Origin of the sequence: Citrobacter amalonaticus, assembly GCF_018323885.1 — a bacterium.
Lineage (GTDB): Bacteria > Pseudomonadota > Gammaproteobacteria > Enterobacterales > Enterobacteriaceae > Citrobacter_A > Citrobacter_A amalonaticus.
Genome location: NZ_AP024588.1, coordinates 1 through 23,476, shown reverse-complemented (window position 1 = coordinate 23,476; position 23,476 = coordinate 1). Strand labels below are relative to the sequence as shown.

The following is a 23,476-nucleotide window of genomic DNA, read 5'->3' as shown; positions in this document are numbered from 1 at the left end:
ACGCACATGAAAAACCTTGAAATTAAATATGAGGAAGGAAAATACGTACACCTCATTGTGGATGGCGTCTTGGTTGATGGCTTAACCTCGATAAGTTTTAACCATGCAGTAGGAGAAGGTCTTCCTACTTTGTCAGTAACTACTCAAATCACTGGCAAGACGACACTATCCCATTATCCTGAAGTTGCAATTAATTTGAGTGGCGATCCAGAACTTCTCAAAAATAAAATTAAAGAAGCGGTTGAAGGCAACTCTGGGAAAATCATGCGCGATACTGCTGTTAGACGTTGAGGCACCATGATGAATGTTGAAATTGATGGTGTGAAATACGTACCAGAAGATAAGGTGAGTAGCAGAATTGGTATAGCCATAACCACTCACAATCGGCCTGATGTACTGAAACGCGCCATTGAGCAGCACATGAAGCATCTACAGAGTAATGCTTTTGTCGTGGTTGTTGATGATGGTTCGAATCCACCTGCTATTGCTCCAGATAACATCAAACTGATCAGGCATGAAATTTCGTTAGGGATTGTGGCATCCAAGAATGCAAGCCTTGAAGTTCTAATTGATGCTGGATGTGAATATCTGTTTTTGTGGGACGATGATGCATGGCCAATAGCTGATAATTGGCATCTGCCCTACATCGAGTCACCAGAGCCCCATTTGGCTTATCAGTTTCTTGACCTCGCTGGCCCACGAAAGATTAACGATATGACCGTGCTTTATCGCGATGATAAGCATGTTGCATACACAGGTCAGCGCGGTGTAATGCTTTATTACCACCGCAGCGCCATTGAGAAGGTTGGCGGCTTTGATCCGGTATACGGTCGTGGTATGTACGAGCATCCTGACTTAGCTCTTCGTATCTACAATGCTGGTTTGTCGACATGGGCGTTTGCTGATGTGGTTGGCTCTGAAAAGCTGATTCACTCAATGGATGAATACGAAGAAGGAAATAGGTCAATTCCACGCCCTGACCGTGAAGCACTGGTAAAGCGTAATGTGACAATCTACAACGAGCGTCGAGACAGTGGCTATGCAGGATATGCACCATATCGCAAACAGAATAACGTTGTAATCACTACTCTACTGACCAGCCAGCCAGACCCTCAACGCGGCACGAAGATGATATCCTCGCCTGACATGCTTCAGTTGTGGGCTAAATCAATATCAGGAGCTAAAGCAGTAGTCCTTGCAGATGAGTTGAATGATTCACCTGATGGTGCCCAATTGGTTAAGGTGCCATGTGTTTCAATGAGTCCTTACTTTGCCCGTTGGCTGCATATCTATCAGCACCTGCGCGAACACCCTGAATATGGTTTCGTCTGGTGTACCGATGGAACCGATGTCGAGATGTTAAGAGAACCATGGGCAGAAATGGAGCCTGGCAAAATATACGTTGGCTCTGAGCATAAGACCTACGATGACCAGTGGATGAAGGCAAACCATCACGGAAAGGCGTACAGCGACTTCATTGAACAACATCGTAATGAACCACTGCTCAATGCAGGTTTGTTAGGTGGTAGCCGTGAAGACGTTATGGAGTTCGCTCATCGAATCATTCGCCAGCATTACCTGATTGAAAGCCATCGATTCTGGAAGATTGAGAAAGCCCCTGAAACGAAAGTTGATATGGGTGCGTTCGGCATTGTGGCTAAGTCATTTGGCGATAAGGTAATTACCGGACCGCTTATCCACACGATATTTAAGTCTGATGGCATCGGCAAGGAGTTGGCATGGTGGAAGCACAAGTAAAGTTTGTTGTTGTTGCCCATCATGAACGATTCGCAGCGGCTGTGTTCCTCGCACATGAACTCGATGCACATTTGCTCATTGATGAAGGTAATCACGGCGCTAACTGGAATCACCGTCGAGCCATTGAGTGGGCAGCCGAGCAATCATGTCGAGTAGTCATCGTAGAAGACGATGCGTTACCCGTGGACGGGTTCGCTGACAAGGCGGCTGAATGGATAGCTCGCTTCCCTGATGCTCTGGTTTCTTTCTATCTCGGTACTGGGCGTCCGCCTCAGTATCAACTCGACATAGCTACAAAGCTAATGGCAGCAGATAAGGCAAGAGCAGACTACATCACTCTTCCTCGGCTCATACATGGCGTCTGCTACAGCGTACCGCAGCAGCACATCAAGCGAGTGCTGGATAAATGGAATCACAGCAAAGCAGCAGACTATGCAGTCGGTGATGCTTACGGTGGTCCTGTTGTCTATCCATGTTACTCACTCGTTGACCATGCAGACGGACAACCAGTAGAGCCAGCCAGAGACAACCAGCCTCGGACAGAACGCCGAAGAGCATGGAGGTTACATGTCTAAGCTAAAGACGCTACAGCCACGCCTGAAGGTTATCGACACAAGAAGAATCAAACCTATCTATGGTGAACATCGTCGTATCAGTGGTAGTGCCAGGGTAAGCCTCAAGCGTCGTATCTATGTGCGTGATGGCGGTCATTGCTGCATGTGCAAAAGAGTAGTCGACCTGCATGACAGTGAGCTTGATCACCGCATAGCGCTACAGTTCGGTGGCGACAACGATGAGCGCAATCTATGGACGCTGTGCATAGAGTGTCACTCTGGTAAGTCATCGCGTGAAGCATCAACGAATCAACCTGACAGTGAGGCGCTCAAGCATCCTGTACCGCAAGATAATTCGCAGAATGGCATCGTAATCCTCTGACCAAATACATGGGGGGGTATGAGCGGAGGAAAAGGTTAAAAACCTAAGACACCGCGCCCCCTCTCACGCGCAGAAAATTTCCCCTGAATCGGAATAGTTAACCCCAGCGTTAACCCTATAAACCTATGAGGTGTACATGCTTACAGGGCAAAAAAAGAAGTTTGCTGATGCCCTGATACGGGGCGAAAACCAAACACAATCAGCAAAATCGGCAGGATATAGCGAAAAGACAGCGAAGATAAAAGGCAGTCAGTTGGCTAAAGACAAAGATGTGCTGACTTACATGGAGCGAGTGAAGAATCTTCCAGATGGAGTTTGCGACGAAGTGGAAGAACATAAAATAGAGTCGGTCCTTCATGTCGAAATTCCTCCACGGTACGAAGACCCGATTGAAGTCATGAAGAAAATCATGAACGACAACATACTTGTCGATCCAAAACTGAGTCTTGAAGCTGCTGCAAAGCTTGCTCCATATGTTTGCCAGAAAATCGCAGAGCCCGGGAAGAAAGCTGCCAAGAACGAGGCTGCTAAAAAAGCTGTTAATAAATTTGGAGCAATGACGCCACCTAAACTGGTCGTGAATAACAAGGGGTAATCCATGTCTGAATGGTCTACTGCTTGTCCTGACTGGGAATCGAAACTGATTAAAGGCGAGTCAATCATTCCTCCACCCATTTTTCCACACCAGGCAGAGCAGGCGCTTTCCATCTTCAAAGAGTTGCGCGTTTCTGATTTGCCAGGTAAGCCGACATTTGGTGAATGCTCAGAGGAGTGGGTATTTGACTTTGTTAATGCCATATTCGGCGGCTATGAAGCTGAGACAGGGAAGCAGCTAATCCGCGAATATGGTCTGCTTATCTCGAAAAAAAATACAAAATCGACCATCGCCGCAGGAATTATGCTGACTGCATTAATCCTGTGCTGGCGTGAAGATGAAGAGCACCTGATTCTCGCGCCGACTAAAGAGGTCGCTGATAACAGTTTTAAACCCGCTGCCGGGATGATACGCGCCGATGAAGAGCTTTCAGATATGTTCCAGATTCAGGACCATATCAGAACTATCACGCATCGGGTAACGAGAAATACGCTCAAAGTTGTAGCTGCTGACACCGACACGGTTTCAGGTAAGAAGTCTGGGCGCATTCTGGTTGATGAACTTTGGTTGTTTGGCAAGCGTGCTAATGCCGAAGCCATGTTTATGGAAGCGCTTGGTGGTCAGGTATCGCGTAACGAGGGGTGGGTAATCTTCCTGACGACGCAAAGTGATGAGCCGCCAACAGGGGTGTTCAAGGAACGCCTTGATTACTGGCGTTCTGTGCGTGACGGGAAGATAAAAGACCAAAAAACGCTGGGAATACTTTATGAGTTTCCTGATTCGATGGTTGAAAGCAAGGCTTACCTTGAGCCAAAAAACTTCTACATCACCAATCCAAACATCGGGCGCTCGGTTAGTGAAGAATGGATTGCTGACCAACTACTGAAGAACCAGAACAAAACTGACGGCACGTTACAGCAATTCCTTGCTAAACACCTCAATATTGAGATCGGTCTCAACCTGCGCAGTGACAGATGGGCTGGCGTTGACTTCTGGGAAGCTCAGATCAGACCTGTCAGCTTTAACGATATCCTTTCTCGCTCAGAAGTTGTCACCGTTGGTATTGATGGCGGTGGTCTCGATGACCTTTTAGGGCTTTATGTCATTGGACGCGATACAGAAACTCGAGAATGGATTGGTTGGGGCCATGCATGGGCGCATGAAATCGCTGTTCGAAGGCGTAAGAGCGAAGAATCACGCTTTTACGACTTTGTGAGAGCGGGAGACCTGACAATCGTTAAGAGAGTAGGTCAAGACACTGAAGAGGTGGCAGAGTACGTCAGCCGCATTCATGATGCGGAGCTGCTCGACAAAATTGGCATTGACCCGTCAGGCGTAGGTCAGATTCTGGATGCGCTTGTAGAGGCTGAAATACCTGAAGATGCCGTAGTAGGTGTTAGTCAGGGGTGGAAACTTGGTGGTGCAATCAAGACTACTGAGCGAAAACTTGCAGAAGGTGTCCTGATTCATGGTGGTCAGCCAATGATGGCCTGGTGCGTTGGGAACGCAAGAGTAGAGCCAAAGGGTAACGCAATCCTGATAACCAAACAGGCCAGCGGTAAAGGAAAGATTGACCCCCTTATGGCGCTATTTAACGCGGTCTCGTTAATGGCATTGAACCCAGAGGCGAAGAAACAAGATTACCAGGTATTTTTCATATGACATTCACGTCAGTTAATGACCCGCTTCGGCGGGTTTTTTCGTTTCTGGAGGACAGAAAATGAAGCTTGACCGCGCATGTACCATCATGACGGTGAAAGCGGTGGATGAGGATAAACGGATTATCACCGGCATTGCCTCCACACCATCACCGGACCGTGACGGCGACATTATGGAGCCTGATGGTGCGAAATTTGGCAGCGAAAACCCTTTTCTATGGCAACACGACCGCTCACAACCAATCGGAAATTGCGCAGCGAAAAAAGTTAAAGAGGGGCTGCAAATCACAGCACAGTTGGTAAAGCCAACTCCTGATATGCCTTCGCAATTAGCGGCAAGGCTTGAGGAAGCGTGGGCATCCATCAAATCAGGCCTTGTAAAAGGGCTTTCGATTGGTTTCAAGCCAATCAAATACGCATATCTCGACGGCGGTGGCGTTCATTTTCTCGAATGGGAATTGCTCGAAGTCTCCGCTGTAACAATCCCTGCAAATTCTGACTGCTCAATTCAGACAGTTAAATCTTTTGACCGCCAGTTACTCGCCGCGATTGGCAATGAGAAACCCGTGGTTAAAGCAAATCAATCCGCTGGCGCTACAGCACAAAAACAAACTTCTCAAAAAGGAAAACCAACGATGAATATCGCTGAACAAATCAAAAGTTTCGAAAACAAGCGTGCAGCGCTGGCCGCTTCGCTGAATGACATCATGAGCAAAGCAGCTGATGAAGGTCGCACTCTGGATGCAGAAGAAACCGAAAGCTATGACAACACGTCTACCGAAATCAAATCAGTAGACGAACACCTGAAGCGCCTCCGCGACATGGAAACCAGCATGGCATCAACCGCCAAGCCGGTAACTAAAGCAGCGTCTGGTGAAGTGACGGTGGTAAATAATGCGCCTTCTATCATCCGTGTTGAGCAGAAACTGGAAAAAGGTATTGCCTTTGCTCGATTCGCCAAGTCTCTTGCTGCCGGTAACGGTAGCCGATCTGAAGCGCTCCAGATTGCGAAAAACCAGTATCCAGAAGACACCAAGCTTCATCACGTTCTGAAGGCTGCCGTAAGTGCAGGCACCACTACTGACCCAACCTGGGCTGGCGCTCTGGTTGAATATCAGGATTACGCACAGGACTTCGTTGAATTCCTGCGTCCGCAAACCATCATCGGTCGCTTTGGTCAGGGTAATATTCCTTCTCTGCGCCAGGTTCCTTTCAACGTTCGTATCCCTGCGCAAACTTCAGGTGGCTCTGCAAGCTGGGTAGGTCAGGGTAAAGCCAAGCCTCTGACTAAGTTTGACTTTGCGACCATCACCTTTGGCTTCTCAAAAGTGGCATCAATCGCGGTGTTGACTGAAGAACTGATCCGCTTCTCTAACCCGTCTGCAGATGCTTTGGTGCGTAACGCGCTGGCAGAAGCGGTTATTGCTCGCCTGGATACCGACTTCATTGACCCTGCTAAGGCGGCAGTTGCTGATGTTTCTCCGGCATCCATCACCAATGGCATTACTGCTATTCCGTCAACCGGTGATCCGGATACCGATGCTGCGGCTGCTTTCGGTCAGTTCATTACCAACAACCTGCAACCAAATGGCGCTGTATGGCTGATGTCAAGCACCACCGCGCTAACTCTGTCTATGCGCAAAAACGCACTAGGCCAGAAAGAGTACCCGGATATGACCATGTTGGGTGGTACATTCCAGGGCTTGCCGGTGATCGTATCCCAGTACGTTGGTAATCAACTGGTGCTGGTTAACGCACCGGATGTTTATCTGGCAGATGATGGCGGTGTTGCCGTTGATATGTCTCGCGAAGCTTCTCTGGAAATGCAGAGCACTCCTACCCATGACAGCACGACACCAACCCCTGTTGAACTGGTATCCATGTTCCAGACCAACAGCGTAGCAATTCGTGCAGAGCGCTGGATTAACTGGAAACGTCGCCGTGATGCAGCAGTAGCTGTTATCTCTGGTGTCGATTACAGCACTGGCGCAACAAGCTAAGAAGGAGGGCGGGGGAAACCCCGCCATTTCATATGGCGAAGATCAGATACCTACAGCGTACACATGACTCATTGCCAGGGGATGAGAAGATTGTGAATGACCAGTGCGCAAAGGTGCTGGTCTTGCTTCATAAAGCAGAATACATATCCGGTAAAAAGACTGGACGACCAAAAAAGAAAACAGGTAAAGCGGAGATTGGCTGATGTGGAATCCTTTTAGTCGTAAAGAGAAAGCACTACAGCAACCATCATCTCACGACTGGACTCGGATATTTTCTTTTGTCAGAGAGCCTTTCGCTGGTGCATGGCAAAGAAACATGGAGATCAGGAATGAAACCGTACTTTCCTACTATGCGGTGTTTTCCTGCATCACATTGATTGCCAGTGACATTTCAAAAATGTACCCGGCAGTTCAGGCCAAAGATACTAACGGTATTTGGAAAGAAATATCAGATTCCAGTTTCGACAGCCTGATCAGCAAGCCTAACCAGTTTCAGAATACCATTCAGTTCTTTGAAACATGGATGAACTCAAAGCTTTCTCGCGGTAACACCTACGTCATGAAGGTAAAAAACAGTGCCGGTAAGATTACAGAGCTACGCATTCTTGACCCTGATAAAGTCACGCCGCTTGTAGCTGATGATGGTTCTGTCTTTTATCAAATCAGTCCTGACCAAATTAGTGGTTTACCGACACAAGTTACCGTTCCTGCTCGCGAAATCATTCACGATCGCTTCAACTGCCTCTTTCATCCTCTGATTGGTGTTTCACCTATTTATGCCTGCGGTCTTGCAGCAATGCAGGGTAAGCACATTCAGGAAAGCTCTGCTTTCTTCTTTAAAAATGGTGGGAAACCTAGTGGCGTTATCACGATTCCAGGCTCTGTTGATGCTACAAAAGCAAAAGAAATAAAAGAAGCATGGGATGCAGGTTACACAGGTGAAAACGCAGGTAAGACTGGTCTGTTATCTGGTGGCGCAGAATACAAAGCGATCACAATGTCTGCAGTTGATGCGCAGACTGTTGAGCAGCAGAAACTTTCTGCTGAAATGGTTTGCTCAGCTTTTCACGTCCCGGCATATAAGGCTGGCGTTGGCGAAATACCAAGCTCTGATAACGTTGAAGCACTAGAACAACAATATTATTCACAATGCCTTCAGGTACTGATTGAGTCTATTGAATCGCTGCTGAAAGAAGCTTTCGAACTTGATGCGAAAAAGCGCGTTGAGCTTGATATCGGCGCACTGTTACGCATGGACAGCGAGCGCAGAATGAAGGCGCTTGGTGATGGTGTTAAAAATACCATCCTTACACCAAATGAAGCTCGTAAAAGCGAAAACCTGCCTCCAGTTGAAGGCGGTGATTCCTTGTTCCTGCAACAGCAGAACTTCAGCCTGGCAGCACTGGCAAGACGCGACGCATCAGAAGACCCCTTCGGAAAAGGGCAGCAGCAATCGCAACCATCACCAGAGCCTGAAGACGAAAGTGGAAAGGCACTAAGCGAAACAGAACTTTTCGCGGCGAAATCAATGCTCAGAGGATTATTAACAAAATGAATGAACGTGAATTATCCCTGATTAAAGCGCTTGGCGAAGAGTTTGGGTTAGCCATTCAAAAAATGGCAGATGACTTTCAGCAAGCGCTGGAGAAAACAGCCAGTAATTTTGAATCTCAACTGGAAGAACTGAGGAAATCAATACCTGAAATTAAACCAGTAGAAACTCCTGATGTATCCAAAATGGTTACAGAAGCGGTAAGTGCTATTGAGTTGCCAAAAGCGCCAGAGTTACCAGATATAAACCAACTCGTAAGTGACGCAGTTTCAGATGCAGTTAAACAAATAGCAGAATCTATTCGTATTCCAGAGGATGGGAAAAGCGTCACAGTGGATGAATTACGTCCATTAGTGGAAGAAGTTGTTAAAGCCTCCATCCCGGAGCCTGTTGACGTAGAAAAACTTACAGAAGATGTGGCTGCGAAGATTCCTGTTCCTGAGCCAGGTGCTGATGGGAAAGACGCTTTATCAATTGAGCTTGAACCATTTATTGATGAGCAGAAATGCTACCCTCGCGGAACCTATGCAACACACAACGGCGGCCTATGGCGCTCACATGAAAAGACTCACGGCATGCGTGGCTGGGAATGCATCGTTGACGGCGTATCGAATGTAGATATCAAACAGGATAACCAGAGGAAATTCTCAATCTCACTCCAAAGAGCAAGTGGGGCAATTGAGGTTAAATCCTTTGATATTCCGGTAACTATCTACCGTGACGTGTTTAAAGCCGGTACCGAGTATCAGCCTGGTGACACAGTAACCTGGGGTGGTTCGATGTGGCACTGCAACGAATCTACCACGGATAAACCAGGTGAAACAGGCTCTAAGGGATGGACACTCGCTGTTAAGAAAGGTCGAGACCTGAGGGATAAGCCATGATTGAACTGGTGACGCTCGAAGAGGCAAAAATGCATCTCCGTATTGATGATGATTATGGAGATTCTGACCTGACAATGAAAATTCAGGGCGGCAGCGCAGCAATCCTTTCCTACATTCAGGGGAGCCGTGCGTTAGTAGTAGATGACTCTGGTAATCTTATCGAAGGTGAGCCACTTAACCGGGTACAGACAGCCCTGTTAGTTCTTCTTGGGTATCTTGACCGTAACCGTGGCGGCGAAGAGGAAGAGAAACTGAAGCAGGGGGAACTTCCATTTTCAGTCTCAATGCTGATTTACGACCTACGTAAGCCGACAATTCTTTAAGGGGGTGGCATGGCATGCGCCGGATGCGCCAAAAGGCGCGAGTGGATTAAAAAGTGGACGAGGATTGCCTATGAACGAGCAGCAGGTAAAAGAACTAACGGTAACGCTGAAGGCACTGGCAGCGTCTCAACTCAAACAGGCGGAGGCGATAAACCGTCTTGCCCAAGCTGATGAAACGCTGGTTTCTCTGATTGCAAGAACGCTCGTTGAGGAAATTGAAGATGAGCTACCACCGCAGACCTATCTTAGCGGTAAGCCGAGGTAATTGTGGAATTAGCAAAACTACGTCACCGCGTCACCATTCAGCGTCGAACGGCTATCCAGTCACCTACTACTGGTGCAATGGAATACACATGGAATGATCTTGCAGATGTGTGGGGTAGCGTGGTTGCCTCCTCAGTCAGGGATTTCATTACAGCCCAGGCATCAAACGTAAAAGTAACGGCCAGAATCACTATCCGATACCGGGAAGATATCCAGGAGAAAGACCGTATTCTTTTCCGTGGCAAAATCTACAGCATTGAGGGGATTCTTCCTGACCCTGATAGTGGACTTGAATATCTCACGCTTCCGTGCTCAGAGGGGGTTAAGGATGGCTGACAGCATTGAGTTTAAGCTTGAAGGTGTAGATTCACTGCTTGGTAAGTTGGAAGCCATTACCACGGAAACTAAGCGAAAAACAGGGCGATCCGCACTGAGGAAAGCGGGAAACGTTATCGTAACTCAGATAAAGAGAAACGCAGAGCGGCTAGACGATCCTCACACCGCGCGTAGCATTGCTGATAACGCTGCGTTGCGCTGGAATGGTCGTATGTTTAAACAAACCGGAGATCTTGCCTTCAGGATAGGAATCCTTCAGGGAGCCGTACTAAAAAAGCATCCAAGCACTGCGAAAGATGCCCCCACTCCTCACTGGCGTCTTCTTGAGTTCGGAACTGAAAAGATGGCAGCAAAGCCATTGGTTCGCGCCGCTGCTAACTCCAGACTGATTGAGGTTTTCAATGCCTTCTCTGTCAACTACGAAGCGGGGATTGACAGGGCTATCAAGCGAGCACAGAAGAAAGGAGAGACTGCATGATTACACCAATCTTTCCTGTTTGTGCGTCGAGTCCAGAAGTCACCACCTTGCTGGGAAGTAATCCGGTAAGAATTTACCCTTTCGGCATTCAGGACGATAACGTTGTTTATCCATACGCCGTCTGGCAGAACATCAGTGGTTCACCCGAAAATTTCCTCAACCAACGACCAGATGCGGATATGTATTCGCTTCAGGTTGATATCTATGCCAATACCCCTGATGAAGCCATTGCTGTCGCTAAAGCTATGCGTAATGCGATTGAAGTGAAGGCCAACATTGTTCGATGGGGTAATCAGACGCGAGACCCTGAAACGCTCAGGTATCGATATTCATTCGACGTTGACTGGATAGTCAATCGATAACAAACCTTCCACAACCGGCCTTGAGCCGGTTTTTTATACCCGGAGATAATTATGTCAGTAGTGACTCAAGGCACTCAGATGTACGTTCTGAATAACGGTGTGGTCAGCGAAGTAGAATGTATTACTTCGTTTTCACCAGGTAGTAGCCCGGCAGATCAGATTGAAGATACCTGCCTGAGCGAAACCAATACTCGTTCCTATAAAAAAGGTCTGCGCACACCTGGTCAGGCTACCGTTGCTCTTAACGCAGACCCAGCAAATGCCAGCCATGTGATGTTAAGTAACCTGGCAGAATCAAGCGACCAGACAAACCTTACCTTTGCTATCGGATGGGCTGACGGTACGGATTCACCAACTGTAGCTACTTCTGGCGACCCAGACGCGGTTGATGGTCTTTCCTTGCCGAATACGCGCACCTGGTATGTATTCCAGGGCTATGTCTCAGATTTCCCGTTCGACTTCCAGGCAAACACCGTAGTCCAGACCTCAGCGACTATTCAACGCTCAGGGCAGGGTGTATGGGTTCCAAAAGCACAGCCAACAAGCTAATCGGTATAAGTCATTAAACAGCGGGGGAAACCCCGCATATCAAGGATAATCAATGAAACTGACTCTGGATTCACTAAAGCAGGCAGGCGCATTTACCGGTCGTCCTGTTGAGAAGGAAATCACCTGGAAGCAAGGTGAAAAAGAGCTCACCGCAACCGTCTATATCCGTCCTATGGGCTATCACGAAGCAGTATCGACTGTTCTTTCTGCTGCTGGGAAGATTGATGGTGTAGCTGGTCGTATTGCTTCATCAATTTGTGATGAGAATGGGCATCCTGTCTTTACTGTTGCTGACGTTACAGGAGAGGCAGATCCTGAACGCGGTGCGTTAGACGGAAACCTTACCGTTGCGTTGCTAGTTGCTATTCAGCAGGTCAACGAACTGGGAAAGACGAACTCAGCGCAGAAGACGAATTCTGGTGTGAATTAGTTCTCAATGGGATAGGCGGTCGCACCATTGCCGAGGCAAAGGAGCGCGTTAGCGTAACTGAATACCGTGATTGGGTTCTTTACAGACAGAAGTATGGGAGCCTTAACGGAATGATGCGTACTGAATGGGCTGCAGGCCTTATTTCTTCTGTGCTGGCTAACGTAAACCGAGGAAAAGATTCTCCTTCCTTCAAAGTAACAGACTTCACACCACACATTAACGAGCCTGCTATCTCACTGGATCAGGCTATGCAGGAGTGGACATAGCATGGCTGGTAAATCCCTCGGTACATTGACTATCGACCTGGTGGCTAAGGTTGGTGGTTTTGTCTCTGGCCTTAGCCAGTCTGAGAGAGCATCTCAAAAATGGCGTAAACAAGTACAATCAGATGCTAAGGCCGCTGCTACAGCATTCACTGCTTTTGCCACAGCTGCCAGCGCTGCAGCAATTGGCGTTGGTGTCGCTGGCTATAACCTTCTTAAAACGACATCAAAGCAAATTACTGAAACTGACCGTTGGGCAAAGTCGCTCAATATGTCAACCAAGTCGCTTTTAGCCTGGCAATATGCTGCAGAAAAAGCCGGTGTTTCAGGTGACCAGATGGCTGATATCTTTAAAGATATCGGTGATAAAATTGGTGATGCTGTATTAAATAAGTCTGGTGAAGCGGTAGATGCACTGAATGCGCTTGGTTTATCAGCAAAGAAGTTAGCAGGTGAATCGCCTGATAAGCAATTAATAGCTATCAGCAACGCTCTCGGAAAAATCAATACAAATGCCGAAAAAACCACAATTCTAGAAAGCCTGGGTAATGACCTTTCAAAACTTCTTCCACTGTTAGATCAGGGAGGCGAAAAGCTTCGCCAGTACATGGATGCCGCCAAACAATTCGGCGTGGCTCCAGACGATGCAGATATTGAGAAGCTTGTAAAAGTAAACTCCCTGTTTGAAGACATGGAGACTCAGGTCAATGGCGTAAAAATCGAGATAGCGACAGGACTGGCTAGCGTTGATCTTTCCGGGCTACAGAATGCAATCACTGACATGGGTGATGTGTTCAAAGACCCACAAGTAATTCAAGGTCTGACGGATTTAGTCAGTGGAGTTGTAGACCTTGCAACATGGCTTGTAAGGGTAGGTGCTGAGGCAGGAAAATTAATAGATCTTTATAAAGGCGGTAGTCCAGTTGGCGATAACGCTTCACTAGAAGATATAGAACGTCGCATAAGAAATCTTAAGGCTGATCTTGAGGATGAGGGTTTCTTTGCGAGCGTCAATAGAATTGGCATGGACGAGAGTGGCAAGAAGGCTGAACTAGCCCAACTTGAGCGCCGCGTATCAATTATGAAGGCTGGTAATAATCTTCCACTGACACCTGCCTCTGTTGGAGCAACAACTCCAACGCGAACCGATTACAGTCTTGGTAAAGGAGAGACAAATAGCAAGGTAGCTACTGACGCAGGCGTGAAGAAATTAGACTCTGCGTTTAAGTCACTGGAAATGAGTTACCAGCGACAGATTGCATTAATCGATACGACTGGCAAGAAAACACAACAAGTTACAGAGCTTGAGAAGCTACGATTTGACCTGACATCAGGGAAGCTAACGGGAATAAACGCATCTCAAAAAGAGAGATTAGAGCAACTCGCCACTGAGATAGATAGACTCAACTCACTCAAGAAAGCCAACGAGGAAAACCTGAAGCTTGTTGAGTTTACCGCCAATCTTAGAAAGCAGAATCAGAACGACCAGGCAGCAAACGATGCTGATTTTGTTGGTGCCGGAATGGGCGACAAAACCAGACAGCGGATGAAAGAGCTACTGGAAATTCAGCGTGGATTTCTGGAAAAACAGGCTGACCTGCAGAAGCAATTTCAAAGCGGAGATATTAGTAAGTCTCTTTATGACCAGGAGACAGCAGCTTTACAACAAGCTCTAGATGAAAGGCTGGAAATTCAGGAAGACTACTACAAAAAGTCTGATGATCAGATGGGAGACTGGCAAAGTGGCATCATGGATGCGCTGAACGATTATGCCGACAATTCTGCGGATTACTATCAGACTGCTGCAGATGCAATGACATCTATTCTTGGTGGTGCTACATCTGCTATTTCTGACAACCTCAATGAGCTTGTTCATGGCGCTCAAGACCTGGGTGATTTCTTCAGTAACATTTTCTCCAGCCTTGGCGAGACCATTATCAAAACGCTTTCTGATATGGCTGCGCAGTGGCTGGTATATCAGGGGGTGCAATTACTCGTCGGGAAATCAACTCAGGCAAGCGCTGCGGCATCAATGCTGGCAAATGCACAGGCATCATCTTTGCAAGCTCAGATAGCTGCTTACGCATCTACAGCTGCCATTCCAATTGTCGGTCCAGCGTTAGCACCTGCGGCTATGGCAACGGCAGCTGCTGTAACCGCTCCGCTTGTTGCAGCGGTAGGGACTTCTGCGCTGGCAGGTATGGCACATGATGGTATCGATAGCGTACCGGAAACAGGTACGTGGCTCCTGCAGAAAGGCGAGCGAGTTGTCACATCACAGACATCTGCGAAGCTTGATGAAACTCTGGATAGAGTAAATCAGCAGTCAACTCAAGGGGCAAGCTTCTCACCCGTTATCAACATGAATGTTAATGGTGACCCTTCAGATACGCAGATTGCCATGATGAAACAGGCTACGGCGGAAGGTGCAAAGATGGGATATCAACAAGCAGCCAGCGATCTTGCAAGCGGGAAGGGTGATATATCGAAGGCTATGATGCGCTGGAACACTAACAGGAGAACAGGGTAATGGCTAAAACTACCAGCATTAATTACCCGAATGAATACCTTCCCATCCCGCTACAGGAAGGTTTCGGAATGAAGCCTGTTAGCCCTCTGATAAGGACAGAACTAACATCAGGAAGGGCCAGGCAACGCAGGCTTTACACATCTACACCTAATCAAGCATCAGTTGCATGGCTATTTACTGATCCAGAGGCGCAACTATTTGAGGCGTGGTACAGAGACACCATTACGGATGGTGCTTACTGGTTCAATATGCCTCTTCGCTCTCCGCTTGGTAACACCGATATTTATGTATGTCGGTTCACTGATATCTATGAAGGGCCAACGATTGAAGGTGGTAACTACTGGCGTTACACGGCAACGTTAGAGCTATGGGAAAGGCCTGTTCTTGCTCCTGGCTGGGCTGATTTCCCTGATTACATTATCAACAGCAGTATTATTGATATTGCGCTTAACAGGGAGTGGCCTGAACCATGACAATCCTGAATCGCCTTTATGCCTCGTCTGGTGAAGAGGTGATTATAGAAACCCTCCAGATAAACATTGGTAGCGAGGTTTATTATCTGTGTAAGGGGTTCGATGATATCACCGCAACTACAGAGAACGGGAATGTTGTGACATTCCAGGCAACGGCTATTGATATTGCTCTTCCTGCAAGAAACAGCGATGGTACGCAGGACCTACAGTTTGCTATCGACAATATAGATGGCGTTACTTCAACAGCGATACGTAATGCACTTGATAATCTTTCAGAGGCATCATTAACTTACCGTAACTACGTGTCTACCGATCTGAGCGCTCCAGCTTCAGTTCCATACACTCTGGCTATAAAAAGTGGTTCATGGACAGCGACACAGGCACAAATTACAGCTGGCTATATGAACGTTCTTGATACAGCATGGCCTCGTCATCGCTACACCCTTCCGTATTATCCTGGTCTCCGTTACATGAGTTAAGGAGCAGCAATGTTTAATCCTGACAAATACCTTTCTGTCACATGGCAGAAGGGAGGTCGCGTTTACCCTGAACTTGACTGTTTCGGTATCGTCAATGAGGTACGTAAAGACCTCGGACTGCCACTCTGGCCTGATTTTGCTGGAGTTACAAAGGATGATGGAGGTTTAAACCGGGAGGCAAGAAAGCTCATGCTTTTCCTGGAAAAGTGTGAACCTTGTATTGGAGCTGGCGCTGCGTGTTACTCAGGTTCTACCGTTACTCACGTTGGGGTGGTGGTAGAAATTAACGGACAACTTCACGTAGCTGAATGTAATCCCGGAATGAACGCAACCTTCCTTCCTGTTGAGCGTTTCAAACGTAGATTTGTTAAAGTGGAGTTCTGGAAGTGACAATCCGAATCTATCCATCACGCCTGCCTGGTGAACCTCTTGAAACGCATGAGCATGATTCTCTAACCATTCATCAGTGGCTTGCTAAAAATGTTAATGGCTACAAGCCAGACATGAAGCATCCTATTGCTATTGATGTTGACGGTGAGAATATTCCACCACAGGCATGGTTTGAATACGCCATAAAATCAGATAGCGATGTACGCATCTATCCAGTTCCTTATGGTGCTGTGGCTTTGGCCTGGATTGCTGTTGCGGTTTCAGTAGCATCAGTTGCTTATGCTCTTTTCTTCGCTCCCGGAGTTGGCGATCTTGGCGGGTATTCATCAGGTACAGGCAACCCGCTTGACGTAAATCCAGCTAAAGCTAACAACGCTAAGCTCGGCGATCCTATTCGTGAGCTATTCGGTCGCAGTCGTATTTACCCTGATTACGCGGTTCAGCCGGTTGCCAGATTCTCACCATCTGATCCGACTGTTATGACAGTGGAAATGTTTGTTGTTCTCGGAAGAGGAAGATTCTCATTTGGTGATGGGGATATCAGAGTTGGTTCAACGCCATCTACCTCTCTTGAGGAAGGGTTTAGCTATACCAAATATGAACCAGGCGCTAATGTCAGCGGAGACAGAAGAACAGAAAACTGGTTCAACTCCACAGAGGTTGGAGGAACAGCATCCGGTTCTGGTCTTGATATGGCTCAAACCGCTCCAGATTCAGATGATGTAGTTGCTCAGTCTCTTACTGTTTCTGGAGCAACAGTAACATTTAACGGCATAACTAACGATGATGGTACTACAACAAATACACTGCCAGACTCATGGGTGGTAGGTGCCATTGTAGAGCTTATTGTTCCTGATTCTTATGTCGTAACTAACGATGGTGCGTACAGCAGAATTACCAGTGATGTACTTTCAGAGATTGCTCCATACGTTGGAATGCCAGTTACACTTTGGTACAACAGTATTGATTATCAATTATTCATAGCTCAGTACACGCCACATTCAGAACCACCTGGTGGCGATGTCGTAACAGCGTCTATAAAGCTTGCATACGACAGTGCAACAGGGACTCCCTTTACAGGAATTCCAGAGGGGTATATACGCCTTTCTCTATCTCATGCAGGTAGCGAATACAAAATTCTGGATGTTGATACCAACACAGTAACTTTGCAGCGCTTAGTTAATGGAGTCGTTGACCCAACCTGGCCTGGATTTTCTCCTCGCACTGTTCTTGATTTCGAAGCTAACGGGATGAATGAAAACTCCACATGGATGGGGCCATTTTTAGCATGTCCTGAAAACGAAAAAATTGACATGTTTGAAATTAATTTCTTCTTTCCTAATGGCATATGTGGTTATGACAAAAAAGGGCATAAGAGAGACAGGACGGTAGCATGGGAGATCCAGTACAGAGCATATGGTTCCGGTTCTGGATGGACCAGCAGAACAGGAACATACAACCAGCGAAACATTAACGGTCTTGGATTTACTGAGCGCATCACCTTATCAACTCCATCTTTAGTTGAGGTTCGTGCAAGGCGAACTAATGAGCAGGGACAAGATAACAGCAGGGACCAGATGTACTGGCAGTCACTGAGAGGGCGTTTATTAGTAAGACCGTCATCTTATAGTGGAGTGACTACGATGGCTGTCACTGTTGAAACTGGTGGTAAGTTGGCAGCTCAATCAGATCGTCGAGTAAACGTTGTTGCTACGCGCATATATGACACTGGCGTATCACGAAGCATTTCTGGTGCGTTGTATCACATTGGAGATGAACTTGGTCTGTTAATGGACCATGACGCAATAGATTATCTGGAGTCTGCGTACTGGACGCCAAACAGCGAATTCTTTGACTACGCAACTACCGATTCTGTATCTGCTCTTGAAATGTTACAGAAGGTAACTAACGCAGGTAAAAGCTATTTCCTTCTTAGTGATGCTCTTGCATCTGTAGCAAGGGAAGGAGTGAAAACGTGGACAGGTGTTATTAGCCCACAGGAAATGATTGACCCTTTACAGACAGCTTTCATTGCACCTTCAGTAGATGACTATGATGGTGTTGATGTAACCTATATTAATGGGACAACCTGGGCTGAAGAAACGGTACAGTGCCGAACATCAGATAATCCTACGCCTGTAAAAATTGAGGACTACACACTCGATGGTGTTCTTGACCAGGACAGAGCCTATCAGATAGGTATGAGACGTCTGATGAAGTACAAACAACAGAGAATGACTCATACCACCACTACTGAGATGGATGCTCTCTGTTACAACGTTGGAGACAGGATTGTATTTACCGATGATATTCCTGGTAGTAAAACAATAAGCGCGTTGATTGATGATATGAGTACAAGTGGCGGCGTGACTACATTTACTTTGTCAGAACCACTTGATTGGACATTCAATAACCCACGCGCATTGATTCGTTATCAGGATGGGTCTGCTTCTGGTTTAATGACTGTTACGAAAGCAGGAGATTATGAATTATCTGTTCCTGAGCAACCTGAATTCAGCAACATCATAATGAATGATCCAGCAATTGAACCGCCGCGCCTGATATTCTGCGAATCATCCCGAGTTGGATACAGCGCGTTAATATCAGAGATAGCACCACAATCTGACGGAACATGTCAGGTAACAGCAAAAGAATATCGTGATTCCTTCTATCAATACGACAATGCCTCCTACCCCGGCAATGTAGCTTAAAAAATAATCATAACCAGCTTCGGCTGGTTTTCTCTTATGAGGCCAATATGACGACTTACAATACCGGCAATCCGCTGGGGTCTGCTGCTGCAAAAGATATATATGACAACGCTGAAAACCTTGATCACCTTTCTAATGATCTTGAAAATGAGGCGTGGCCTGACCGATTTGGGAAGAACAGGTTGACATGGCATGGTATGGAAACAAGATACAAGGAAAAACTGTCATCTATGGGATGGCTGCTGATAGATTCATTCCAGGATGGTGCAAATTTAACAAGAGCGGATGAAGCATTGCGCTGGGCATTGCCAGATGGTGACGGAGAATATTACCGCTGGGATGGCGTATTACCAAAGAGCGTTCCTGCAGGTTCTACACCAGAATCAACAGGTGGGGTTGGAATCGGAGCATGGATTGGCGTTGGGGATGCCACATTACGAACTAACCTCGCAGATTCAGAAGGATATAAACTTGTTGGTGGGTTGCGTAATAACTTTTATCGAATGTTTGACAACGTAGCAGCAATGAAGGCAGATGATACACTATCAGTTGGAGATGTGATAGCAACTAGGGGATTTGCAACTCCAGGTGATAAAGGTGGGGCAGTATATACAATCATCTCATCTGCAGTAGCTGACGACTGCAACGTGCATGAAATAAATGGAGGTAAATTTGCAAAAATTACTTCTGAACAGGTAAATGCTGAGTCTCTTGGTTTATTAAATAGTGATACGCTAGATCAGACTGTTGTATTTAACACTGCCATGTCTTACCCCGGTGGTCCTGTATTGATAGACGGAATTACAGTAAAACTAACAGGATCAGTAATCGTTGCTCGATCGATAAATTGTATTAACGGTGGCAAGTTAATTACCACATCGTCAACTTATGGGAATGTTGTAAATATCACTAAAGAAAATGGATGTTTTAATCTCAATATTGATGCTAATAAAACAGCTTGCATGCCTGTAAGGGTGTCTGGAAGTAATAATACATTTAAGACAGTGTATATAACTGGACTCTACGCACCTTCAGGCTCAGGTACAGGTGTAATTGGAATACAATTCAGGGGTTCAAATAATGTTGTTGGAGTTATTAGTGGGTACGATTGTGTAAATACTGGTAATAGTAACGCTTCCATGCCTCAACTGTTGCACTTCTTTGATGGGTCAAAAAATAACACTATTAAATCAATATCCTCCACTGACTGCTGCTCTATACTTAATTCAGCGCAGGATATCGAAGTCACCGTAAACAGAATGTATCTAAAAAACTGTGCAGACAATGGTATATACGGAGGAGGTCGCATACATATAGATTATTTCCACTATGATGGAAGTGAAGAAGCTATCGCCGGTGCAACAGATGCAAACATGACAATACTATATGCTGAAGTTGGCGGAACCGGACTTGGTGCAGTTAGCTATGCAGATTGTTCAAGAATAAATATTGAGCATTTGCATATTTTCCGTGGTACAGATGGGAACACTCCAAAATCTGTTATGAATGCCAGGTCCGCTAATACTCTAGCAGGAGAAGTGTCTATAGGAAGAATAACAGGTGAAATAGAGGGGGTGCGTTTTCTATCATGTGATAAAGGTACATTGACTAATTTGATAATTGGGTCGTGTGATCTTCTGTTTGTGTATAATCCATCTTTGATGGATGCTAGGATTGCAGACCTAAGAAATGTTAACAGGTTTAATCTTGGTGATATAAGTATAAAATTTTGGGATAGAAACAATTATCTGTCAACAACTACAGTAACTGTACCATTTGAATTTCCTGTTTCACCTTCAGCGCCTAGCTATCTGCGATCTCTGAAATTTATTGGTCTAATGGTTGATGGTGTAACCCCTCAACCAAATGCTGCATTTCAGGGGAGATCACTCCGGCACAGTAATGTGTGGGTAGAAACAGGTACCTGGCAAACAAACCTTGGACCCTACTTGAGAGAAATGACGTACAACGTAGGTTATAATCAAAACGGGATTCAAGGTACGCCAACGGGTGGTTATTGGAGAAAGGGTGATGATTTTGTATTGATTAATGCAACTACGGCGCCATTCAGGTTGCGATGCACTGCCTCTGGGTCTCCAGGAACGTTTGTTACGTACTAAACACTCCGCATTACTGTTGAATAGCTGTAATGTTTATCTTTACCATCGCGGTTTAATCGCTAAAATGATATGGATGTCATTTTAGGAGAACCTCATGATTTTCGGGCTTCAGTATTTACGAGGCATCGCGGCCTTGATGGTAGTGCTCATTCACGCCAAAGTAGCGGTAAACCACTTCGTGCCATCTACGCGATTTATTCTCCCTGATCAGGGGTTCGTACAGTTCGGTAAGTACGGAGTCGATATATTCTTCGTCATTTCTGGGATGGTTATGTACATGACTATCGGAAAGTGCATGAGAAGTGATCGTGGAATCGGTGATTTTATAATCAAAAGATTGATTCGTGTAGCTCCAGCATTCTGGATGTCTCTGGTACTATATGCTATAGCCTTAATGGTAACCGGCAAGATGCCTGAGGATGCATTCAGGAAGTTTTTAACAAGTGCTATGTTTTTGTTTTATCCATCTGAAGCAGGGAAGGCAGAGACCATTTATGCAATAAGTTGGACTCTAAATTTTGAAGTTTATTTCTATATGTCTCTGGCATTAATGTGCTGTATTTTTGGTAAATATGGAAGGGTTGCTACTGGAATCCTGTTTTGCGCTTACACATTCTTATTTTATAATTGGGGTAGTCTGAATTTTATACAAAGATTAATTTTTAGCCCAATACATCTTGAGTTTATTTTCGGCATGATATGTGGTTATGCGTATCAGAAAAAGATTTTCCAAAATATAAAGCTATCTGTGTTATGCCTTATTGTTGGACTATTTTTAATTGTTGGGACAAATGAATGGGGCATAGGCGATGAACGCATTATATATGTAGGAGTGCCATCACTTTTATGCGTACTCGGAGCGATGAATATATCTTTCTCTGAAAAAACAATTATTCACAAAATGCTAATGAAGCTTGGTGACGCATCGTATTCTGTTTATTTAATTCATACAATTTCGTTTATTGTACTCTCTACATTTTTGAGATATGTAGACTATAAATTAACCACATACACAGAAACAATTGTTCTTTATATGGGTATGATAAGCTTTGCTTTGATAACGTCAATAATCTTTAGTATTTACTTTGAGAAGCCTGCAATTAAGTTATTAACTAATGTAGTGTTCAAACGTAGCAAGATAGAAAAAAGTCTTGCACAACAGAAAACTAATTAGTTTATGTAATTACTTTTACACTTGGCAAGATAAACTTATTAATGGTGGTCTTGCCTTTTTATATGCCTATCTGTACTATAGAAAACTTAAAATAAATTAATTATTGGTGCTCATTAGTAAATATTAATGAGAGGTGCACTAGTCGCTCTTATCATTGTTTTAGATTAGAGTTTAATGTTGTCGCAGTGTTACACGCAATAACAGCGCTTTTTTGATACCAAATTAATTTTTGGCATTAGTGATGTGCTAATTAAACCGCTAAAGCTTAAATTTACAAAAAAATAAACTTAATATCTTTAAAGGCTTAGATGTGAAGCAGATATGTAGTTGGCAATTATGCATTGAACAGTGTTGATCAGTTTCTCAGTCATGTGTACTGTATAAATAAACAGTATTTGGTGAGGTGATTTATGCCGCGTCGTTATGACATTGAGTCCGCATTCCGATCTGCTGTAGTTGTTGAGCCAAGCGGACGCAGGACACTACGAACCGTTGATTTTGTGCGGGAACTGAAGAAGGTTAACTGGGATTTCTCTTTACGGGATGCAAATGCCTGGATAGAGTCCAGCGTTAGCACGTTCAAGGATATTTCACCTACAGAAGGTGAGGAGCGTTTGTTCATGCTCTATAACCCGAATGGAGGGCTATGACATGGGATTTCCATCACCTGCTACTGATTACGTAGAGCGAAGCATTTCGCTTGACGAAAAATTTATTGAACATCCAGCATCCACATACTTCATGAGAGCGGGACAGACATACTGGCGAGAAGGCATCCAGAACGGTGCACTGCTGGTCGTGGATAGCTCACTTACGCCATGTGATGGCTCTCTTCTCGTCTGCAACATAGAGAATGAGTTAAGGATAAAGCGTTACCGTATTCACCCAAAACCTCACCTGGTGAATCTGGAGAACGGCAAGCGTGAAGAGATACCTGGGCAGACTGGAGACTACAATGTTTCATCGCCTGTGTTTGGGGTGATCACCTACATCATCAACGATGCTCGCTCAGGTGAGTTTGATGATTGTCCGGTGATGTGAGACAAGAATGGGACACACAAAGCTTTGCATCGGTTTGCAAGGCTTTGCATGTTTTTAGAAGGTGGGACGTGTGAGCGCCGTGGTGATGGGGTAAGTTACTGTTATCTTAGATAGTCCTAGGAACTTCTAAGCCGTCGGTCACAGGTTCGAATCCTGTAGGGGGCGCCATT

Annotated in this window: 26 protein-coding genes; all 26 read left to right on the top strand. The window is 45.8% G+C overall.

Going from position 1 to position 23,476, the window contains the following annotated elements; all coding sequences use genetic code 11:
- Positions 1 to 6: 6 nt before the first annotated feature.
- The 26 genes from KI228_RS24060 (at position 7) to KI228_RS23945 (ending at position 23,306) form a co-directional block, all read left to right on the top strand.
- On the top strand, positions 7 to 291 hold the full coding sequence (locus KI228_RS24060) for a hypothetical protein (protein WP_141227447.1): 285 nt from the start codon (positions 7 to 9) through the stop codon (positions 289 to 291).
- Between the two features lie 9 nt (positions 292 to 300).
- A complete protein-coding gene (locus KI228_RS24055; protein WP_141227689.1) occupies positions 301 to 1,758 on the top strand; it encodes a glycosyltransferase family 2 protein in 1,458 nt (485 codons plus the stop codon).
- Positions 1,740 to 2,333: a hypothetical protein gene (locus KI228_RS24050; RefSeq protein WP_141227448.1), complete on the top strand. Its 594-nt coding sequence runs from the start codon at positions 1,740 to 1,742 to the stop codon at positions 2,331 to 2,333. The genes KI228_RS24055 and KI228_RS24050 overlap by 19 nt, the downstream gene beginning before the upstream one ends.
- Positions 2,326 to 2,694 carry an HNH endonuclease gene (locus tag KI228_RS24045; RefSeq protein WP_141227449.1) on the top strand — a complete coding sequence of 123 codons (369 nt, stop codon included), beginning with the start codon at positions 2,326 to 2,328 and terminating at the stop codon, positions 2,692 to 2,694. Before KI228_RS24050 ends, KI228_RS24045 begins: the two co-directional genes overlap by 8 nt.
- A gap of 136 nt (positions 2,695 to 2,830) precedes the next feature.
- Positions 2,831 to 3,289, top strand: coding sequence for a terminase small subunit (locus tag KI228_RS24040; protein ID WP_141227450.1), 459 nt, complete (start codon positions 2,831 to 2,833; stop codon positions 3,287 to 3,289).
- 3 nt (positions 3,290 to 3,292) lie between these two features.
- A complete protein-coding gene (locus KI228_RS24035; protein WP_141227451.1) occupies positions 3,293 to 4,951 on the top strand; it encodes a terminase large subunit in 1,659 nt (552 codons plus the stop codon).
- A gap of 58 nt (positions 4,952 to 5,009) precedes the next feature.
- A complete protein-coding gene (locus tag KI228_RS24030) occupies positions 5,010 to 6,947 on the top strand; it encodes a phage major capsid protein (RefSeq protein WP_141227452.1) in 1,938 nt (645 codons plus the stop codon).
- 202 nt (positions 6,948 to 7,149) lie between these two features.
- Positions 7,150 to 8,502: a phage portal protein gene (locus KI228_RS24025; RefSeq protein ID WP_141227453.1), complete on the top strand. Its 1,353-nt coding sequence runs from the start codon at positions 7,150 to 7,152 to the stop codon at positions 8,500 to 8,502.
- A complete protein-coding gene (locus tag KI228_RS24020) occupies positions 8,499 to 9,383 on the top strand; it encodes a phage gp6-like head-tail connector protein (protein WP_141227454.1) in 885 nt (294 codons plus the stop codon). The genes KI228_RS24025 and KI228_RS24020 overlap by 4 nt, the downstream gene beginning before the upstream one ends.
- Positions 9,380 to 9,706 (top strand): head-tail connector protein, encoded by a 327-nt coding sequence (locus tag KI228_RS24015; RefSeq protein ID WP_141227455.1) that lies wholly within the window; start codon positions 9,380 to 9,382, stop codon positions 9,704 to 9,706. Before KI228_RS24020 ends, KI228_RS24015 begins: the two co-directional genes overlap by 4 nt.
- Positions 9,707 to 9,776: 70 nt before the next feature.
- Entirely contained in the window at positions 9,777 to 9,971 is a 195-nt protein-coding gene (locus tag KI228_RS24010) for a hypothetical protein (RefSeq protein ID WP_212807636.1), read from the top strand.
- Positions 9,972 to 9,973: 2 nt separating this feature from the next.
- Complete coding sequence (locus tag KI228_RS24005) at positions 9,974 to 10,306, top strand: phage head closure protein (protein ID WP_141227456.1); 333 nt, start codon at positions 9,974 to 9,976, stop codon at positions 10,304 to 10,306.
- On the top strand, positions 10,299 to 10,784 hold the full coding sequence (locus KI228_RS24000) for an HK97-gp10 family putative phage morphogenesis protein (RefSeq protein WP_141227457.1): 486 nt from the start codon (positions 10,299 to 10,301) through the stop codon (positions 10,782 to 10,784). The genes KI228_RS24005 and KI228_RS24000 overlap by 8 nt, the downstream gene beginning before the upstream one ends.
- Positions 10,781 to 11,146 carry a DUF3168 domain-containing protein gene (locus KI228_RS23995; protein WP_141227458.1) on the top strand — a complete coding sequence of 122 codons (366 nt, stop codon included), beginning with the start codon at positions 10,781 to 10,783 and terminating at the stop codon, positions 11,144 to 11,146. The genes KI228_RS24000 and KI228_RS23995 overlap by 4 nt, the downstream gene beginning before the upstream one ends.
- A 51-nt stretch (positions 11,147 to 11,197) precedes the next feature.
- Complete coding sequence (locus KI228_RS23990) at positions 11,198 to 11,695, top strand: phage tail tube protein (RefSeq protein ID WP_141227459.1); 498 nt, start codon at positions 11,198 to 11,200, stop codon at positions 11,693 to 11,695.
- Positions 11,696 to 11,747: 52 nt separating this feature from the next.
- Complete coding sequence (locus KI228_RS23985) at positions 11,748 to 12,125, top strand: phage tail assembly chaperone family protein, TAC (RefSeq protein WP_141227460.1); 378 nt, start codon at positions 11,748 to 11,750, stop codon at positions 12,123 to 12,125.
- 11 nt (positions 12,126 to 12,136) lie between these two features.
- Positions 12,137 to 12,391, top strand: a complete 255-nt coding sequence (locus KI228_RS24445) for a phage tail assembly protein T (RefSeq protein ID WP_249413433.1) — start codon at positions 12,137 to 12,139, stop codon at positions 12,389 to 12,391.
- 1 nt (position 12,392) lies between these two features.
- A complete protein-coding gene (locus KI228_RS23980) occupies positions 12,393 to 14,918 on the top strand; it encodes a phage tail tape measure protein (protein WP_141227461.1) in 2,526 nt (841 codons plus the stop codon).
- Positions 14,918 to 15,391 carry a hypothetical protein gene (locus tag KI228_RS23975; protein ID WP_141227462.1) on the top strand — a complete coding sequence of 158 codons (474 nt, stop codon included), beginning with the start codon at positions 14,918 to 14,920 and terminating at the stop codon, positions 15,389 to 15,391. Before KI228_RS23980 ends, KI228_RS23975 begins: the two co-directional genes overlap by 1 nt.
- Positions 15,388 to 15,870: a DUF1833 family protein gene (locus KI228_RS23970; RefSeq protein ID WP_141227463.1), complete on the top strand. Its 483-nt coding sequence runs from the start codon at positions 15,388 to 15,390 to the stop codon at positions 15,868 to 15,870. The genes KI228_RS23975 and KI228_RS23970 overlap by 4 nt, the downstream gene beginning before the upstream one ends.
- A 9-nt stretch (positions 15,871 to 15,879) precedes the next feature.
- Positions 15,880 to 16,260 carry a nitrite transporter gene (locus KI228_RS23965; protein ID WP_141227464.1) on the top strand — a complete coding sequence of 127 codons (381 nt, stop codon included), beginning with the start codon at positions 15,880 to 15,882 and terminating at the stop codon, positions 16,258 to 16,260.
- Entirely contained in the window at positions 16,257 to 18,971 is a 2,715-nt protein-coding gene (locus KI228_RS23960; RefSeq protein WP_141227465.1) for a host specificity factor TipJ family phage tail protein, read from the top strand. Before KI228_RS23965 ends, KI228_RS23960 begins: the two co-directional genes overlap by 4 nt.
- 47 nt (positions 18,972 to 19,018) lie before the next feature.
- On the top strand, positions 19,019 to 21,091 hold the full coding sequence (locus KI228_RS23955; RefSeq protein WP_212807633.1) for a tail fiber/spike domain-containing protein: 2,073 nt from the start codon (positions 19,019 to 19,021) through the stop codon (positions 21,089 to 21,091).
- A 94-nt stretch (positions 21,092 to 21,185) separates the two neighbouring features.
- The gene (locus tag KI228_RS23950) at positions 21,186 to 22,265 is read left to right on the top strand and encodes an acyltransferase family protein (protein WP_141227466.1); all 1,080 of its coding nucleotides are present in this window, start codon (positions 21,186 to 21,188) and stop codon (positions 22,263 to 22,265) included.
- Positions 22,266 to 22,675: 410 nt separating this feature from the next.
- Complete coding sequence (locus KI228_RS24440) at positions 22,676 to 22,915, top strand: DNA polymerase V (RefSeq protein ID WP_141227467.1); 240 nt, start codon at positions 22,676 to 22,678, stop codon at positions 22,913 to 22,915.
- Position 22,916: 1 nt separating this feature from the next.
- Positions 22,917 to 23,306: a HumD family translesion DNA polymerase gene (locus KI228_RS23945; RefSeq protein WP_141227468.1), complete on the top strand. Its 390-nt coding sequence runs from the start codon at positions 22,917 to 22,919 to the stop codon at positions 23,304 to 23,306.
- Positions 23,307 to 23,476: the final 170 nt, after the last annotated feature.

What these genes read in the sequence shown, in the direction of transcription:
- KI228_RS24060 (WP_141227447.1), top strand. Translation starts at nt 7, where the DNA reads ATGAAAAACCTTGAAATTAAATATGAGGAAGGAAAATACGTACACCTC.
- KI228_RS24055 (WP_141227689.1), top strand. Translation starts at nt 301, where the DNA reads ATGAATGTTGAAATTGATGGTGTGAAATACGTACCAGAAGATAAGGTG.
- KI228_RS24050 (WP_141227448.1), top strand. Translation starts at nt 1,740, where the DNA reads ATGGTGGAAGCACAAGTAAAGTTTGTTGTTGTTGCCCATCATGAACGA.
- KI228_RS24045 (WP_141227449.1), top strand. Translation starts at nt 2,326, where the DNA reads ATGTCTAAGCTAAAGACGCTACAGCCACGCCTGAAGGTTATCGACACA.
- KI228_RS24040 (WP_141227450.1), top strand. Translation starts at nt 2,831, where the DNA reads ATGCTTACAGGGCAAAAAAAGAAGTTTGCTGATGCCCTGATACGGGGC.
- KI228_RS24035 (WP_141227451.1), top strand. Translation starts at nt 3,293, where the DNA reads ATGTCTGAATGGTCTACTGCTTGTCCTGACTGGGAATCGAAACTGATT.
- KI228_RS24030 (WP_141227452.1), top strand. Translation starts at nt 5,010, where the DNA reads ATGAAGCTTGACCGCGCATGTACCATCATGACGGTGAAAGCGGTGGAT.
- KI228_RS24025 (WP_141227453.1), top strand. Translation starts at nt 7,150, where the DNA reads ATGTGGAATCCTTTTAGTCGTAAAGAGAAAGCACTACAGCAACCATCA.
- KI228_RS24020 (WP_141227454.1), top strand. Translation starts at nt 8,499, where the DNA reads ATGAATGAACGTGAATTATCCCTGATTAAAGCGCTTGGCGAAGAGTTT.
- KI228_RS24015 (WP_141227455.1), top strand. Translation starts at nt 9,380, where the DNA reads ATGATTGAACTGGTGACGCTCGAAGAGGCAAAAATGCATCTCCGTATT.
- KI228_RS24010 (WP_212807636.1), top strand. Translation starts at nt 9,777, where the DNA reads ATGAACGAGCAGCAGGTAAAAGAACTAACGGTAACGCTGAAGGCACTG.
- KI228_RS24000 (WP_141227457.1), top strand. Translation starts at nt 10,299, where the DNA reads ATGGCTGACAGCATTGAGTTTAAGCTTGAAGGTGTAGATTCACTGCTT.
- KI228_RS23995 (WP_141227458.1), top strand. Translation starts at nt 10,781, where the DNA reads ATGATTACACCAATCTTTCCTGTTTGTGCGTCGAGTCCAGAAGTCACC.
- KI228_RS23990 (WP_141227459.1), top strand. Translation starts at nt 11,198, where the DNA reads ATGTCAGTAGTGACTCAAGGCACTCAGATGTACGTTCTGAATAACGGT.
- KI228_RS23985 (WP_141227460.1), top strand. Translation starts at nt 11,748, where the DNA reads ATGAAACTGACTCTGGATTCACTAAAGCAGGCAGGCGCATTTACCGGT.
- KI228_RS23980 (WP_141227461.1), top strand. Translation starts at nt 12,393, where the DNA reads ATGGCTGGTAAATCCCTCGGTACATTGACTATCGACCTGGTGGCTAAG.
- KI228_RS23975 (WP_141227462.1), top strand. Translation starts at nt 14,918, where the DNA reads ATGGCTAAAACTACCAGCATTAATTACCCGAATGAATACCTTCCCATC.
- KI228_RS23970 (WP_141227463.1), top strand. Translation starts at nt 15,388, where the DNA reads ATGACAATCCTGAATCGCCTTTATGCCTCGTCTGGTGAAGAGGTGATT.
- KI228_RS23965 (WP_141227464.1), top strand. Translation starts at nt 15,880, where the DNA reads ATGTTTAATCCTGACAAATACCTTTCTGTCACATGGCAGAAGGGAGGT.
- KI228_RS23955 (WP_212807633.1), top strand. Translation starts at nt 19,019, where the DNA reads ATGACGACTTACAATACCGGCAATCCGCTGGGGTCTGCTGCTGCAAAA.
- KI228_RS23950 (WP_141227466.1), top strand. Translation starts at nt 21,186, where the DNA reads ATGATTTTCGGGCTTCAGTATTTACGAGGCATCGCGGCCTTGATGGTA.
- KI228_RS24440 (WP_141227467.1), top strand. Translation starts at nt 22,676, where the DNA reads ATGCCGCGTCGTTATGACATTGAGTCCGCATTCCGATCTGCTGTAGTT.
- KI228_RS23945 (WP_141227468.1), top strand. Translation starts at nt 22,917, where the DNA reads ATGGGATTTCCATCACCTGCTACTGATTACGTAGAGCGAAGCATTTCG.